General features: G+C 53.5%; 11 protein-coding genes. 3 read left to right on the top strand and 8 right to left on the bottom strand.

The annotated features are described in order from the left end of the window. Positions 1-15: 15 nt before the first annotated feature. Positions 16-2820: a M14 family metallopeptidase gene (locus tag ACFPMF_RS04325; protein ID WP_379841472.1), complete on the top strand. Its 2805-nt coding sequence runs from the start codon at positions 16-18 to the stop codon at positions 2818-2820. A gap of 201 nt (positions 2821-3021) precedes the next feature. Here ACFPMF_RS04325 and ACFPMF_RS04320 read toward each other — a convergent pair whose 3' ends face one another. The 6 genes from ACFPMF_RS04320 to ACFPMF_RS04295 form a co-directional block, all read right to left on the bottom strand. After that, positions 3022-3825, bottom strand: coding sequence for a M90 family metallopeptidase (locus ACFPMF_RS04320; RefSeq protein WP_379841469.1), 804 nt, complete (start codon positions 3823-3825; stop codon positions 3022-3024). A gap of 154 nt (positions 3826-3979) precedes the next feature. After that, positions 3980-5365, bottom strand: coding sequence for a DUF4403 family protein (locus ACFPMF_RS04315; protein WP_379841467.1), 1386 nt, complete (start codon positions 5363-5365; stop codon positions 3980-3982). Between the two features lie 154 nt (positions 5366-5519). After that, the gene (gene budA / locus ACFPMF_RS04310) at positions 5520-6323 is read right to left on the bottom strand and encodes an acetolactate decarboxylase (protein WP_379841465.1); all 804 of its coding nucleotides are present in this window, start codon (positions 6321-6323) and stop codon (positions 5520-5522) included. A 98-nt stretch (positions 6324-6421) separates the two neighbouring features. Then, on the bottom strand, positions 6422-8563 hold the full coding sequence (locus tag ACFPMF_RS04305; RefSeq protein ID WP_379841463.1) for a xanthine dehydrogenase family protein molybdopterin-binding subunit: 2142 nt from the start codon (positions 8561-8563) through the stop codon (positions 6422-6424). 103 nt (positions 8564-8666) lie between these two features. Next, entirely contained in the window at positions 8667-9125 is a 459-nt protein-coding gene (locus tag ACFPMF_RS04300; RefSeq protein ID WP_379841461.1) for a (2Fe-2S)-binding protein, read from the bottom strand. 264 nt (positions 9126-9389) lie between these two features. After that, complete coding sequence (locus ACFPMF_RS04295) at positions 9390-11315, bottom strand: SulP family inorganic anion transporter (RefSeq protein ID WP_379841459.1); 1926 nt, start codon at positions 11313-11315, stop codon at positions 9390-9392. Positions 11316-11663: 348 nt separating this feature from the next. On the opposite strand from ACFPMF_RS04295, the gene ACFPMF_RS04290 reads away from it, so the two are divergent. Further along, positions 11664-12563, top strand: coding sequence for an oxygenase MpaB family protein (locus tag ACFPMF_RS04290; protein WP_379841457.1), 900 nt, complete (start codon positions 11664-11666; stop codon positions 12561-12563). A gap of 164 nt (positions 12564-12727) precedes the next feature. Beyond that, the gene (locus ACFPMF_RS04285; RefSeq protein WP_379842743.1) at positions 12728-13609 is read left to right on the top strand and encodes a 3-keto-disaccharide hydrolase; all 882 of its coding nucleotides are present in this window, start codon (positions 12728-12730) and stop codon (positions 13607-13609) included. Positions 13610-13694: 85 nt separating this feature from the next. On the opposite strand, the gene ACFPMF_RS04280 is transcribed toward ACFPMF_RS04285, so the two are convergent. Both ACFPMF_RS04280 and ACFPMF_RS04275 read right to left on the bottom strand, forming a co-directional pair. Continuing rightward, on the bottom strand, positions 13695-16340 hold the full coding sequence (locus ACFPMF_RS04280; protein WP_379841455.1) for an ABC transporter permease: 2646 nt from the start codon (positions 16338-16340) through the stop codon (positions 13695-13697). After that, positions 16337-16672, bottom strand: a complete 336-nt coding sequence (locus ACFPMF_RS04275) for a PadR family transcriptional regulator (RefSeq protein ID WP_379841453.1) — start codon at positions 16670-16672, stop codon at positions 16337-16339. Before ACFPMF_RS04275 ends, ACFPMF_RS04280 begins: the two co-directional genes overlap by 4 nt. Between the last annotated feature and the right edge of the window lie 47 nt (positions 16673-16719).

The raw sequence follows: 16719 nt of genomic DNA, 5'->3' as shown, positions 1-16719 counted from the left end.
ACTAAGCCTCTTTCTATGAGAAAACATTTTTTACCTGGGGTACTCTTCTTGTTGTTGATCAGCCTGACCACCGTTCGGGCACAGTCGATTCCGTCGCCAAAGGAGCATTTTGGTTTCAATATCGGCGATGATTACCAGCTCGCTACCTACACCCAAACCGAAGCGTATTTCAAAAAACTGGCGGCTTCGGACCGGACCAAATTGGTCGATATCGGAATGACCGAGGAAGGTCGGCACCAGTACATGATCATCGTTTCCTCGCCCGAGAACCTCAAAAAACTCGATCGCTACAAGGAAATTTCGACCAAAATGGCCCGCGCCGAAGGACTGACGGACGAGCAGGCCCGGGCGTTGGCCGCCGAGGGGAAAGCCGTGGTCTGGATCGACGGCGGTTTGCACGCGACCGAAACCGTCGGGACCATGCAGCTCATCGAAACGGCCTGGCAACTCGTCAGCCGCAAAGACCCCGAAACGCTGCGTATTCTGGATAAGGTCGTCATTCTGCTGACGCACGCCAACCCCGACGGGCAGGAACTGGTTAGTAGCTGGTATATGCGCGAGCCAAAACCGGAGAAGCGCCTGCTCGAAAACCTGCCCCGGCTGTACCAGAAATACGCCGGTCACGACAACAACCGCGACTTTTTTATTATGAATATGAAAGAGTCGCAAAATATTGGACGTCAGTTGTTTGTTGAGTGGATTCCGCAGATTATGTACAACCACCATCAGCGCGGACCGGCGGGTTCGGTGCTGGCAGGGCCGCCCTACCGCGATCCGTTCAACTACGTGTTCGAGCCGCTGATGATTACCGGAATCGACGCCCTGGGGGCGGCCATGGTCAACCGGCTGAATTCGGAAAACAAACCCGGTTTTACACGCCTGGGCGGGTCGGTGTTCTCGACCTGGTACAACGGCGGGTTGCGGACCACGACGCACTTCCACAACATGATCGGTCTGTTGACCGAAATTATCGGAAACCCGACGCCGGAAGACGTGCCGCTGGTACCGAACCGGCTGATTCCGAACGGCAATACACCCTTCCCGGTGACGCCCCAGAAGTGGTATTTCAAGCAGTCGATCGACTATTCGATATCGCTGAACTACGCAACGCTCGACTACGCGGCCCGGCACAGCGACCAGTTGCTGTACAACATTTACCGGATGGGCAAAAACGCCATCGAACACGGCAGCAGCGATTACTGGACTTTATCCCCGAAACGGGTCGATGCGATCAACCAGTTGCACCAGGACGATTTGAAGAAAAATACGCCGGGAACGGCCCGGGCCGCTACGCCGGATCAGTACGGATTGCTGACGCGCGGGGGTGGTATTCCGGTGAAGTATTTCGATGCGGTCTTGAAAGATCCGGCCCTGCGCGATCCGCGCGGCTACATCGTTTCGGCCCATCAGCCGGATTTTGCGACGGCCGTGAAATTTTTGAATGCGCTGATTAAAACCGGTATTCAGGTGCAGGAAGCAACGGCGGATTTTACGGTGGCGGGAAAAAAATACCCGGCGGGTTCGTACATCGTGAAAACCGACCAGGCCTTCCGGCCGCACGTGCTGGACATGTTTGAGCCGCAGGATCATCCCAATGATTTTCAGTATCCCGGTGGTCCGCCGGTGCGGCCCTACGATGCGGCTGGCTGGACGCTGGCCTACCAGATGGGGGTGAAAGTGGATCGGGTGCTCGACGGGTTTGACGGGCCGTTCAGGAAGTTGCCGTACGGCGAATTGCTAACGCCGAAAGGCCGGCTGGAAACCGGCACGGTAGCGGGCTACACGCTGAGTTCGCGGGCGAACAATACGTTCATTGCGGTCAATGATTTGCTGAAAGCCGGCGTGGAGGTGTATCGTATACCGACAGGCGTTAGCGGAAAACCGGAGCTGGCCGCGGGTTCGTTTTTCGTGCCGGCCTCGGCCAAAGCCAAGACCTTGCTGGAAAAATCGGCCCGGGAGCTAAGTCTGGACGTGACCGGTTTGGCCAAACGGCCGACGGGTGCGCTGGTCAAAGTGTCGCCGATGCGGATTGCCCTCTGGGATACCTACGGCGGTTCGATGCCGTCGGGCTGGGTGCGCTGGCTGATGGAGCAGTACCATTTTCCGATGCAGGTGATTTACGCCCAGGACATCGACGCCGGTGATCTGCGGAAAAAATACGATGTCATTGTGTTCGTGACGCGGGCCATTCCGGCGGCAGGAGCCAGTGGTACGGGTGGGGGCGAAGGCGGTTTTGCCAGCCGGGAGCCCAAAACCGAAGAAATTCCATCCGAATTCCGCCCGTGGCTCGGCAAGATCACGGCCGACAAGTCGATCCCGCAACTGAAGAAATTCCTGGAAGCGGGTGGCAACATCGTGACGATCGGCAGCAGCACGAACCTGGCCTATCATTTGGGTCTGCCGGTGAAAAATGCGCTGGTGGAAATGACCAGTGCGGGGAGCGAGCGCCCGTTGCCGAACGAAAAGTACTACATTCCGGGCAGCATTTTGCAGGTCAGCCTGGATTCGACGCAGCAGGCCACCTGGGGGATGCCGCAGCAAACCGATGTGTATTTCGACGCCAGCCCGGTGTTCAAAATTGCACCGGATGCCGTGGCGAAGGGCCTGGTGAAACCGCTGGCCTGGTTCCCCAACCCCAAACCGCTGCGTAGCGGCTGGGCCTGGGGACAGGCGTATTTGCAGGATGGCGTGGCGGCTTTTATGGCCCCGGTTGGTGCTGGTAAACTCTACGCGTTCGGACCCGAAATTACCTTCCGGGCCCAGGCGCATGGTACCTTTAAATTGCTGTTCAATCAGTTGTATTCGACTTCGATGCCGTAAGGGATTTCTGAGATATGCTTCCGCTGGCCGGGGTGAACACGGAGACGTGTTGGTTCCGGCCAGTTTTGTTAAGATGGATACCGGTTACGTTGATGAAGTGAGTTAGCCCCAACTGGCGAAGAGTATTTTGTATCTCGTCGAATGTCCTTTGCATCGTGAATTGGGATAAACCGAACCCTTCGTGCTGACCAAATACGCCTGTTAATCGGCAATATCAGAAGGGTTACTTTCCAACGGTTTTTGCTGAAAAATCTCCTCCAGCCTGGCAAACAGCTCCGGGTGTTTCTCCTGCAATAAATCCGGGCGTTTGAAGAAGTACTCGGAAACTACGGCGAAGAACTCGGCTTCGTTGGTCATGGCGTAGGGGTCGATGTCCGAGCGGTTGGCCTGGATGTCGCGGATGCTGGCGTGGATCAGTTGCAGCCAGGGTTTGAGGTGGCTGTTGTTCAGCAGGTATTCCGGTGCGCCATCGGTGGCGCCGTCGGCTTTGTCGAGCAGGTGGACAAACTCATGAATGCCGGTGTTTTCTTTGCTGCTCTCGTTGGCAAACCCTTCGTGCAGCGCCGGTTTTGACAGCGCCATCGTGCTTTGCAGCGCCCCGCCTTCGCCCACCATGCCCAGAATGTTCCGGTTTTTGCCCGTGGTTTCGAAGTTGGCATTGAAATGGTTGTCGTACAGCAAAACCGTCGTCAGCCGAAAGAACGACCAGGCTTTAAACCCAAAAAGGGTAATCACCGCGCTGCTGGCGACCAGCACCCGGTCGAGGTCGTCAACGGTGGTCCCCACGCCTTCGATGCGGGTGTGGCTTAAAAACTGATGGACCCGGGCTTCAAAAACCGCTTTGTTTTCTGGACTGAGCGACCGGTAATACGCCACGTGCTGTTCCAGTAAGGGACGGTAATCGGCGGTGGAGGGTGGGGTAGCCAGCGGGCGGCTTTGTTTCCGGTACTGCCAGATTAAACCGCCCAGCAGCAAAACCGCCAGACTGAAAACAAGGTAAATCATGTGTCGTGGGTTATTGGCAGAAAACCGCTGCCGGACCAGATTGGTTTCCAGCTTTTTTATCAGGCTTCAACAGCATTCTGTATCGCGTGCAGCACCGGCCCGAAAGCCCGAAGGAAACCAGACGGTTATTATCAGCCACTGTTTTCAGTGAAATTTATAATCGTTCCACCTTGACGGCCACCTTCGACTGGACCCGGATCAGAGCCTGAATGCCGTCCGGCCGGATGGCAATTTTCTGGGGTGTAAACCGGAAATCGTTGATGCCGAGGTCCGTCTTTTTACCCGATTTTCCCTTTTCGAACGATTCGGTAATTTTCTGCGGAATCTGTTCAATTTCCTCCCCCAGCGAAATTGTCAGGAAACTTTCGAGGGCTTTGGATAATCCCTTTTGCACCACCGAATTGGAGATTTTGGATAATTCCCTGACCGTTCCCGGATCAAAGGCTAGATTCCTGACATGCAGGGTGTTGGTGGTGGTATCGAAAGTGGGTCGCCCGCGCAGGTAAACCGTTCCGTTCAATAAGCCGCTCACTTCGGTTTTGACCAGGAGCGCCCGCTGCCCGCCGTATACCGACGCTTTTTCGATGGTTAGCGAACCCAGCAACACCTTCTTTTTTTTCTGACTCAACACCCGGGTGAGCATCCGGTTAATGTCGGCGTACGGAATGAAACTGAGAAGCGAAAGGTCCGAGGTGTGCTGGACGGAATCCCTTTTCTGTAAAAGTGGCAGCGGAACGTTCGACGGCAACGGTTTTTGCGGTTGTAGTTTAGTTTGCGTTGCGAAGGCAATGCGCAGGTGCGTGGTAATCTGTTCCGCGTTTCCACGGATGGGACTGGCTTCCACCGCAATGGGTTGGGGAATGAGCCACAGCCCGTAATTCCGGTCGATGAGCAGCGGTTTTTGAATGTCCCGCCAGATCGGCATCACCAGCTGGTCGAGCCGCAGTTCCTTGTAGACCGCCGAATCGATGGCGGTTTCAATGGCGGCCTGGTGTTTGTCGAGCAGATTCTGCGCAAAGTTGGTCAGCGAAATCTCCCGGCCGAGCAGCCGGATTTCGGGCTCTTCGATCCATTGGTAGTCCATAAACTGCACGTTGCTGCCCAGCCGCCAGTTTGAAGTGACCGTCAGGGGGCTTTGAAAATTGACGTGCAGGGAGCAGAACGGTTTGTTGTCGGGGATTTTCCGGGACCCGAACGGCATTGTCACAAACAGTTGCAAGGGGGCCGAGACCCGAACCTGCTGGTTGGCATATTGGACCTGCACCGGCCCCGACCGAATCACCCGAAACGGAAACAGGCTTCCTTTCTGGCGATTGGAAGCTCCTTTTCCGACCAGAACCGGGTCTAGTTCCTGATTGATTTTCTTCTGTAATTCTTTTAGTCTGAACGAGATCGGGCCCGCCAGATAGGACGTGTCGCGGGGGATTTCCGGATCGAAGTCCGCGGCTTCGGGCGGCTGCGGATTGGTTTTCTGGCATTGAATGAAAAGAAAAACCAGGGCCAGACTAAGGCTAATTCGGAATAAATGCGTTTTGATCATTCAAGGAGGAAGCTGGCTGGAAATGGCCTTCCCTTTAATAACCATTGTGCTATTTCGGTTGTTTGGCCCGGGTTTCAATTTGACAGAACGACTGATCCGACAGAGCCGTCGCAGTGGCTAATTACGCGCCACTGCGATGCCTGAAATTGCCGTTTTATAACGTCACTTTCCCAATATCGGCATTGGTGTTCATTTCGACGTAATAACCCGGAGCGCGATCAATTTCCACCGTAAGTTGCGTGGCCGTGAAATCGTAAACGTGTCCTCCCGATTTGAGATCGTCCGAAACATAATGGAAATGAAAACCGGGGGCGTTCACTTTGTCCATATACGTTGGCACCAGAAAACCGACGGCAACCCCGGTGGTCTGGGTCAGGTTGAAGACCACCTGCGTCCGGGTGAGCTGGTCGTTCAGGGTCGGATACGGTTTTTGGGCCGCTCCGGGCGCGCGGCTCGTCAGTTTCGAAAACTGCCCTTTAAGCCGGATGGCGTAGAGATCGTTGGCCGGCAGGAGGGAAGTCAGTTGGCGCTGCAGCTGGTCCATGCTCAGACCCGCCGACTGGATGGTAAAACTCGTGTCAGCCTTGAAAAATTTCACCATAGCGTATGACGTGCTGTCACGGTCGGCCACTTCGGTAACACTGCCGTTGGCACGGATTCGGTACCGTTTTCCCTGATTGATCACCAGTTCGCCATCCACGCGGTTGAAGGTGCCAACGCCAAAATCGCCCTTTGCTTTCAGTTGCCCAAACGGGAGGTTGCCGTCGAATACCCCGGCCTGTAAAGCGCTGAGAATGGAATACTGGTAGACAAAGTCCGAGTGGACGCTTTCGTCGGACGGTGGATTTTCTTTAAGGGAACACCCTTGCCAGGCCAAGGGCAATACCGTTATAAGGAGATAAAAACGCAGCCATTTCACCCCGCCGTTGGTTCGGCTGGGAGTCGAATAAATAGACATAATCGGGTTAAGAGAGGAAGGATAAACTATGAAACCGTTACGGGCCGACCGGGGTGCCAATCAGGGCAACTTCCGATCCGCCCGTAACGGTTTTAAAACTACGAAACGCCTTTGAAGACTTCCGTTTGAACGAATGGCTGGTTGTATAACCGCTTGCCGGTCGCTTTGAAAATGGCGTTGGCAACGGCAGCCCCGGCGGGTGGGAGCGACGGTTCCCCCAAACCGGTCGGTTCGATTTCGTTCTGGACGAAGTAAACGTCAATTTCCGGAACTTCATTCATGCGAATCAGGTGGTAGTTGTTGAAGTTTTTCTGATCAGGAATGCCGTCTTTGAACGTCAGATTGCCGTACATGGCGTGGCCGATGCCATCGACGATGCAGCCCCGTACCTGTTGCTGCGCCCCGCTCTGGTTGATAACGATCCCACAGTCGGCGGCTGAATACACTTTCTTGAGCACCGGTTTTCCTTTTTCCATCACCACTTCGCCGACCTGCGCGACGTACGATCGGTGCGAGAAATAGACACTGAAACCCAGGGCGACGTTTTTCTTCTTGCCCCAGCCCGATTTTTCGGCCGCCAGCTGGATCACGCCCTTCATCCGGTCGATGTCGTAGGTGATTTTGCCGACCGGTTTTTGCTTGGCTTTATCGAGCAGTTCGAGCCGGAACTGCACGGGGTCTTTCCCCGCAGCCATCGCTACCTCGTCCAGAAACGCTTGCTCGGCAAACGCCAGAAAGTTGGTAATCGGGGCCCGCCAGGGCCCGGTTGTGATCGGCGATTTGTGATCGATGCTGTCGATCAGTAGGTTATCCACGGCGCCGGACGGAAAATTGTCTTCACGGGTGGCATTTCCGGCGTTGATGCTGGCGCCCCGAAGTTTGTATCCGATCAGATTGCCCTGTGCATCCAGCGCGGCTTCAAACCGGTAGCGAACCGCCGGGCGGTAAATGCCGCCGGTCATGTCGTCCTCGCGGGTCCACATGACTTTGACGGGGGCCTTGACGGCCCTGGAAACCTGCGCGGCTTCAATGGCGAAATCGGTATTCAATCGCCGACCAAAACCGCCCCCCATCCGGGTCAATTGGACCGTCACTTTTTCGGGGGGCAAATTCAGTAGTTTGGCGACCTGGTTCCGGGCCGCTTCGGGCGTCTGGCTGGGGCCGACCAGTTCCGCGCTATCTTCCTTGACGTGGGCAAAGAAGTTCATCGGCTCCAGCGGGTTGTGGGGCAGGAACGGGCACTGGTATTCGGCCTTCACCACCTTGGCGGCATTCTTGAAGGCTGTTTCTACATCGCCATCTTTCCGGCGAACGGTGGTGCTGGTGCTGTCGAGCATTTCCCTGAACAAGCGGTTGTGATCTTCCGTACTTTCCAGGTTGTCCGCTTTTTCCCACTCAATCTTGAGTGCATCCTTGGCTTTTTTTACCTGCCAGGTCGATTTGCCAACCACCGCCACGCTGTTGTTGATTGTCACTACATTGACAATGCCCGGAATCGCTTTGGCGGCTGAGGCATCCACCGACTTGAGTTTATAACCAAATGCCGGGCGTTGCAGCATCCCGATCAGCATGCCTTCGCGCTGAAAATCAAGACCAAACAACGGTTTTCCGGTAAGGATACCCGGGTTGTCCACGTTCCGGATCGTCTGGCCGATTAGTTTAAAGTCCTTGATTTCCTTGAGTTTAACGTCGGACGGAACCGGGATTTTGGCGGCATCATTGGCCAGTTCACCATAACTGAGCTTGCGGTTACTCCCCGCGTGCAAGACAAACCCTTTGCTGGTTGAACAGTCGGAAACCGGGACGCTCCAGCGTTTGGCAGCGGCCTCCATCAACATGTTTCGGGCGGTTGCTCCGGCCACGCGCAGCCGTTTCCAGGAGTGCGGAATGGAACCGCTTCCGCCCGCGACTTGGCGCTCAAATTTTACGGTATCGAGTGGAGCCTGTTCGACCACCACGTTTTTCCAGTCGGCATCGAGTTCTTCGGCTACGATGATCGGGAAGGCGGTTTTGATGCCCTGACCCACTTCCGGGTTGGGCGACAAAATCGTGATGATGCCCTGGGGATTGATGGATAAATAACTGTTGAAATCCACGCCGGGGGCGGCTACCCCCTTCAAGGGTATTCCGGCAACGGCGGCTTCGGATTCAGACCAGTTGAAGCCCAGCATCAGGCCCCCGCCGGTTGCTGCGGCAATTTTCAGGAAATTCCGACGGCTATGATTGGGAAGAGAAGTCATAGTAGGGTTGGTTTAACGTTAAAGGTTTAAAGGTCAGCGTGTAAGACCCGTTATCGACTGGTAACGTGAGCCCTTTAAACGTTAGACCTTAGACTTTAAACGACTATTTTTTGGTGGCGGCTACTTTTACGGCTTCACGGATGCGGTGGTACGTGCCGCAGCGGCAAAGGTTGCCCGACATGGTAGCTTCAATTTCTTCGTCCGTCGGTTTGGGTTTCTTCTTCAACAGGGCGGCTGCGGTCATGATCTGACCCGCCTGGCAATAGCCGCACTGGGCGACATCGACTTCATCCCAGGCTTTCTGCACCGGATGGTCGCCGTTTTTCGACAAGCCTTCGATGGTAGTAACTTTGGAGGTGCCGACCGCCGAAACCGGCAGGACGCAGGAACGGGTCGCTTCGCCGTTCAGGTGAACGGTGCAGGCACCACATTGGGCAATACCGCAACCGTATTTGGTGCCGACCAGTCCGAGATTATCGCGAAGTACCCATAACAGCGGGGTATCCGCTTCGGCCTCGGTCTGGTAGCTTTTGCCATTGATTTGCAGTTTGTACAAGGCCATAGTGAAGAAGTGAGTTTGGAATAGGAGCTAAATTATAAAAAAATAACCATTAATAGCGGGAGAGTTCGATACGTTTTCGGCCAACCAGGCCCTGTTTATCTATTGGGTTGAGTATCAGTACCAACCCGGCGAAGGCCGCTTGCGTATTCGGCCAGGCTTTTTAACCCGTAAACCGGCTCGTTTTGCCCGAAATGGACTACTACGAGCCGGTTTTGAGGATGGCGAAACGGGGAGTCCCCTTCAAGACAAGGGGCTACTTACTTTTCAAACGCCTTGTTCTTCTTTTTCAATGTGATTAACGATCCAGGTCACGCTTTCCTCGAACGTTTTAAAATTCTGTTCTTCCGGGATGAGCAACGGAATAATTTCAATTTTTCGGAGGAGGTATTCCGGTTGTTGCTGCAATCCAGTAATTACAATTTCGATGTCATTGTTCTTTAAATCACCAAAGATGTCCTCCAGCGCGTAAAGACCACTTTGATCAATGTAGGGCACTTTTTCCATGCGGATAATAATAAACTTTGAACTACGCGGAACCTCAGAGGCCATGAGTTGCAGTTCATTCGTGTAGCCGAAGAAGATAGGGCCGACCAGGTGTTTGATGAATACATCCTGCTTAAATTCGGCGGGTAAACGTTCCTCGTCCAGCCAGGGCAGATCCTGGGTCGGATCAATCCGGTTGACTGCCGATCGATCCGCGGAGATTTCGCCCATTTTCTTCATGAAGATGAGGGAGGAAATCACCAGGCCAATGCCCACCGCAATCACCAAATCCCAGAAGATGGTAATCAGCATGACGATGAGCATCACCGCAACGTCTCCAATTGGCATTTTGCCGATGGCTTTCAGGCCCCGGTAATCCAAAATGCCAATTCCCACGGTAATCAATACGCCCGCCAGGACGGCAGACGGAATCAGGGAGGCAACGGGAGCTAATGCCAACAGGATGAGCAGCAGTAAACCGGCGGCAAAAATGCCGGATAGCCGGGTCGTACCGCCCGATCGCATATTCACCATGGTCCGGATCGTTGCGCTGGCCCCCGGAATGCCCCCGAATAATGCCGACATACTGTTTCCGACACCCTGCGAAATGAGCTCCTGGCTGCTGTTGTGCCTGGTCTTGGTCATATTGTCAACGATGACCGAAGTCAGCAGGGAGTCGATCGAACCCAGCAAGGCCAGGGAAAAGATAGCCATCAGAAAAGGCCGTATCGCACTAAAGCTAAATTCAGTAAAAATTGACAGGTGAAATGAGGGAAACCCTTGGGGGATCTGTTCAATCGACCGCAGCTTAAGACCCAAAGCCACGGCAACCGCCGACACCAGGATCAGGGCGACCAGGGTACTGGGAATGGAAGAGGTAATTTTCTTTAACCCGCCGATAATGGAATTTCGTGTGGGGATGATGGCAATTAGTTTTTGAAACCCATAGATGACCACGATGGTGGATACGACAATCAGGAATTCCAGAACGTTGAATTGTTTGATGGCGCGGCCAATATTCTGAAGGGCTCCCAGTGGACTTTTTACCTGACTTTTACTGATGGCAACCGCTTCCTGCAATACGTCCTCTTGGGTTATTTCTTTGGCCAGCAGTAAGCGGGTTTCCAGGCTGTCGAGGGTACTCAACGAGATGGCCCGGTTTTCGTCTTTCTGGAAAATTTTACTGATTAAATTAGCCTCGGCTTTCGGAATATTTTTCTCGATCAGAGCCGTGTCATTGGCTGGGTCATAGCCCAAGAGCGGAAGAAGCTGACCAATGATGATAATGATTCCGATGCCCGACATGAATCCCGAAATAACGGGATAAGGAACGTACTTGATGTATTTGCCAATGCCGATCAGCCCGAGCGCAACCTGTGTCAAACCGGCCAGAAAAAAAACCATCAGAATCGAGGGCAGTGCTTTTTCAAGCTGTCCGTCAAACGCCTGGACGATGTTGGAGATGACGACCATACTAACGGCTGTCATGGGAGCGGTAGGGCCGCTAATCTGCGGCTGGGTAGAACATAGCAGGGATGCGAAAAAACCAATTGCAATCGCCCCGAATAAACCGGCCGCAGCCCCCATGCCGGATTGTTCACCAAAAGCCATTGCCAGTGGCAACGCAACGATGCCCGAGGTTATGCCACCAAATAAATCCCCTTTTATGTTGTTAAATGTGAAATAATCGCCAAATTTTCTTTGCATGATAAATGATTTACTGTTCAAATCTGGCTATAATACAAATTTTTGTCGTCTATTCCAAAAAAAATGCATCGGAATGATAGAAAAGTAGGATCTTTCAAAGATTTACTGCCCGCCAGTTGCGTAAGACGTGGGACCAGCGCGTTAGCTTAACGTACGGTAAAAATGGGCGGTATTGCGGAGAAACGATTAGGGGTGTTCGGTATGGCTACGTAGCTTTGGGGCGGTTCGAAACGGTAACTACAAAAACAAAAGAGGGTAGGTGAGCTCAAAAAAGTAGCTAAATGATACTTCATTTACTTGTAAGAATTGGAGGGTATTCTCATTTGGACAAGTCTATTAATGACCGATATGACGCCGAAGGTTTATTCCAAAATAGCGGGTCTGTTTCGCAACCCGGCGGTTCGGGGCGAGTTGCAACAGCTTGATCCCGAGCGTGATTATCAGCGCATGGTGCAGCTGCTGGTGGGCTACGAATTTCCGTTCGACGTCACCCGGGCGCTCGAACTGGCGCTGTTTCATACCTATGCTAACCCCCGCACTTCGGCCCTGCTGGTCCGCACCGGCGAGTTTGAACGGCACGGGCAGAAACGCTACGACGATACGGCCATTCTGATTGCCTGGTTCATGCAGTACGGTTTGAATACCGAAACCGGGTTGCGGGCCATCACGCAGATGAACCGGATTCACGGTTTTTACCAGATTCGAAACGATGACTTTCTGATTGTACTGTCTACGTTTATTTTTTATCCGATCAACTGGATTAACCGCTACGGCTGGCGAAAACTCAGTCCGGCGGAAGAACGGGCTTTTTTTCTGTTTTTCCGGGAAGTGGGCCAGCGCATGAACCTGACCGACATTCCGCAGAGTCTGGCCGAATTGCGCAGCTTTACGGACGCCTATGAAGCCGCGCATTTTCGGTACGACGAGGTGAACCGCCGACTGGCCGACGCCACCGTTCGGATTGTGGAAGGCTGGCTGCCGAAACCGCTGCGGTTTGCCGTAAAGCCGGTTTTTGCCGCGCTGATCAACGACAAACTGCGGGAAGCGTTCGGTTACCAGCGGCCACCGGGCTGGTTCTGCGGTTTGCTGGAGGGGGCGTTCTGGCTGCGGAAATGGCCGTTGCGCTGGATCACCTTCAAACCGTATCCGACGCTGGTGGAGAATACATACCACCGTTCGTACCAAACCGGAGTTCCAGCTGTGGAAGAACTGGGGCCTGCCAAACTCCTTCATCGGACGCGTGAGTAGACGCGGGGCGGTTTATTCTTATGCCGGCAGTCAACGTACCACGTCTAGATCTATCAACTATGTTACACAGGGTTTATCAGAGGATATCAGAGGGTATCAGAGAAACTTCGCTTCGCTCTTGTTTTCTCTGCTTAACCGCCGGGCGGAACCGTCCGCGAAACAACCTGTTTCTTCTGCTTTCTTTTCTACTCTTCCACCCGGTTTTCGCCCAGAAGAACAATCCGAAAAAAGAAGAATGGATCAACTTGTTTAATGGCAGGGACCTGAGCGGGTGGGATATCAAGATTGCTGGTAACGACCTGAACGACAACTATAAAAACACGTTCCGGGCGGAAAACGGCATGCTGCGGATCATGTACGACCAGTACCAGACGTTCGACAATAAATACGGTCATATTTACTACAAGGAACCGTTTTCGTATTACATCCTGAAGTTCGACTACCGGTTTCAGGGCGATCAGGTGCCGGGCGGGGCGTCGTGGAATGTGCGGAATAGCGGGGTGATGATTCATTCGCAGTCGGCACAGAGCCTGACCAAGGACCAGGATTTTCCGATCTCGCTGGAAATTCAGACGCTGGGTGGTTTGGGCAAGGGCGTCCGGCACACCGCCAACCTCTGCACACCCGGCACCATCGTGGAGATGAACGGCAAGGTGGTGGACGCCCACTGCATCGACTCGCAATCCAAAACCTACGACGGCGATCAGTGGGTGAGCGTAACGGCGGTCGTACTGGGCGACTCGATCATTCACCACATCATTGAAGGGGATACGGTATTGACCTATGAAAAACCGAAAATTGGTGGCGGTTATATCAGCAAACAAAATGATTTCGCGTCCGGCCACGTCGGCAACCCGGATTACTGGCTGAAGCTGGACAACACGCCCTTGAAAGAAGGGTACATTGCTCTGCAAAGCGAGAGTCACGCGATTGATTTCCGCAACATCGAACTGCTCAACCTGAAAGGCTGCATGGTGAAGAGCGCCCTGAATTACAAATCCTATTACCGCGTGCCGGACAATTCGAAGTGTACGTATAAGAAATAAGGGTTATTACACAGAGTTTATCAGAGCTTACCGGGGACTCCTCTGATAAACCCTGATAACCTCTGATCAACTCTGTGTAACAACTTCACTCACTTTTCAACACCTTCGCCGGGTTGCTCCTCGCGGCTTTCAGCGTCTGCGAACCGATCAGCAGGAACGCCAGCGTCATGACCACCAGCACACTCATCACCAGTTCACTCACCCCGATCGGCTGGTGGTATTCAAATTTGGTCAGAATCACCCGGTCGAAGAATAGATACGTAATCGGCAGGGCAATCAACGTAGCGATGAGAAGGAGCAGCAAAAAGCCTTTGCTTAACTGGAAGATCAGCCCGCTTTCGGAAGCGCCCATCACTTTGCGGATGCTGATTTCCTTGAGCCGGGTTTCGGTCGTAAAAACTACCATGCCGAACAAACCCATCGACGCAATGCAGATGGCGAGGAAGGTAATGAAACCGATCACTTTCACCATGACCTCAAATTGCCTGTAAGCCGCTTCTAGCTGGTCGTCGTAGAATACGGCGTTCAGCGGATGCACTTTGTCGATTTTCCGCCAGGCACTTTCAATGCTGGCCAAAGCCGCCGGATAATCATCCGATTTGATTCCTACGTTCAGATAACCGCCCGGTTCGTCGGCCGAATAACGGAAAACCGTCGGCTCAATTTTTTGCTCCATCGTTCCGTAGTGAAAATCTTTTAAAACGCCCACAATGGTCAGCGGCTTGTTGTCCATAATCACCTGTTTACCGATCGCTTCGATCGGGTGACGGTCAGCCATTCGGAAGCGTTTCAACACCTGTTGGTTCACGATCACCTCCGTTTCATTCCCGTCGGTCGGGCGGTTTTTGAAATTGCTGCCGGCCAGTAATTGATAGTGGTGGAGGGGTAAATAGTGCTCATCGACAAAATTGAGCCATACCATCGCCGAATCCGGCGTATTCTTATCCGTGTATTTCAGCGAATTGCCGTACAGGCTGCCCAGGCTGGGAACCATCCGGGAGGTCGCAAGCTGGCTGACCGCCGGAATTTCGGACAGCTCCTTTTTCAACAGCGTACTTTTGTTTCCCTGCATCCGGATGTTCAGGATGTTTTCGGTGCTAAAACCCAGGTCATACGAGAGAAATCCCCGGTATTGTTTGTGACCAATCAGGGTCGCCGTGATAAACATCAACGAAAATGTGTACTGGATGACAATCAGGGTTTTACGCAGGCTGACGTGCCGGAATACCTTCAGGGTAGAAGCATTTTTCAGTACCTGAATGGCCTGAATCCGGGAGAAAAACAAGGCGGGTAGAAAACCGGCCACAAAGCCGACCACAACGGCCAGCAGCAGGAAATAAAGAATCAGCAGGGGCGACAATTCAAGGGAGGCCATGTCGGCCACCTGGGGGGCCAGGGCCAGAAACTGGCTGCGGAGAAGCAGAAACAGCAGAAACGAAAAGACCAGGGCCATAATCGAAATAATGACCGATTCGGCTAGAAACTGACCCAGGACGTGGTTCTTCAGGGCGCCAACAATTTTCCGGATTCCGACCTCGCGCGACCGGCGCATGGAACGGGCAATCGAAAGGTTGGTATAATTGAAACAGGCCGACACCATGACAACGGTCGCCAGGCCAATCAGAATCCAGACCACCAGTTGGGGAATATGGATACCAATTTCGTTCGACAGCCTTCTTCCTAAAACAATGTCGTCCATTGGCTGGAGCGAGAGGGTGATTTTCTGGCGGTCGAGTTGCCGGTTTTCGGCAATACTCAACTTATCAAGGCCCGTCTGGATGGTTTGGAGGTTGGCGTTTTCGGGAAGCGTGAAATACACATAGTTTTGATAAATATTGTTCCAGTCCATGATCCCCCCGTCGGAATCGGCCTTTTGCCCGAGCATCGACGACAGAGAAACGAGGGCCTCAAACCGGATGTGCGATAACTTGGGAATGTCCTTGAGAACGCCGGTGACGGTGTAGTTCAGCGTATCGAACCGGACGGTTTGACCCATTGCTTCCGCTTCGCCGAATAACTTACGGGCGGTTTTTTCGGTGAGAACCAGCGAATACGGTTCTTTCAGCGCGGTCGCCGGATTGCCTTTGAGCAACGGAAACGTAAACACCTTCAAAAAGGACGGATCCGCCCAGGTAGCTTCGAGCGGGAGGATGGTTTCGTCGCTCACTTTCGCATCGCTGTAAAATCCCCGGCGGAGCAGGGTCACGTCTTCAACGCCCGGAATCGTTTCCCGGAGCTTAAAACCGGCTTTCAGCGAGGTAGACGCAAAATCCATAACGCGTTTGTCGGCCGACTCATGGTGGGTTAGCAGGCGGTAGATGCGCGGCTTTTTTTCATGAAATTGATCGTAGGAAAACAGATCGGTCAGGAACGCGATCACGAGCAGACCGACGGACATGCTGACGGCCAGCCCAATAATATTGATGGACGAGAACAGTTTGTTGCGTACCAGACTGCGCCGGGACGTTTTGACGTAGCTGCCGATCATAAGCCAATGGATGAGAAGGTTGAGGAATTTGGGTTTGCGGACGGTATAGGGCCTGAAAAATTTGAGCGCGTCGAGGATGTAAATCCAACGGGCTCGCCCAAGGCCTTTGGTTTTCAGGTTGCGTTCGAAATACTCATGCAGGTCGCCTTCCAGGTCTTCGAGCAGATCGGGGCGGCAATACCAGCGGAGTAGATTCCGGGCCCAGCGAGGTGGCTGGGGCGGTTTTTGGGGAGCGGTTTTCATACGGACCCTTCCAGATTAAAACCGGGAATGGTGCGCCAGAGCGCTTCCCGGACCTCACGGGCGCGGGTCAGGGCCACTTTCCCGGCCTGCGTGACTTCATAATACCGTTTCCGTTTGCCACCCCGGGCGTTGGTGGCTTCGCCCATCCGGCTTTTTACCAACCCTTTCTCTTCCAGCCGGTTCAAAACCGCATGAACCACGCCGAGCTTGGCGGCCCGTCCGGTATAGTTGGTTAGTTCGTCGCAAATCGCTACACTGTAGGCGTCGCTCACGAGGGCTGCAATGGTCAGTAGCACTAGTTCTTCAAATTCGCCCAGATTGGTTCCTTTCATCCGGTTATTTGCAATGGTTTTTTAATTTACTCATTAAATGTATGTAA

The sequence above is a fragment of the Larkinella bovis genome (assembly GCF_042655385.1).
GTDB lineage: Bacteria > Bacteroidota > Bacteroidia > Cytophagales > Spirosomataceae > Larkinella > Larkinella bovis.
This window is presented reverse-complemented; position numbering and strand designations above follow the sequence as displayed.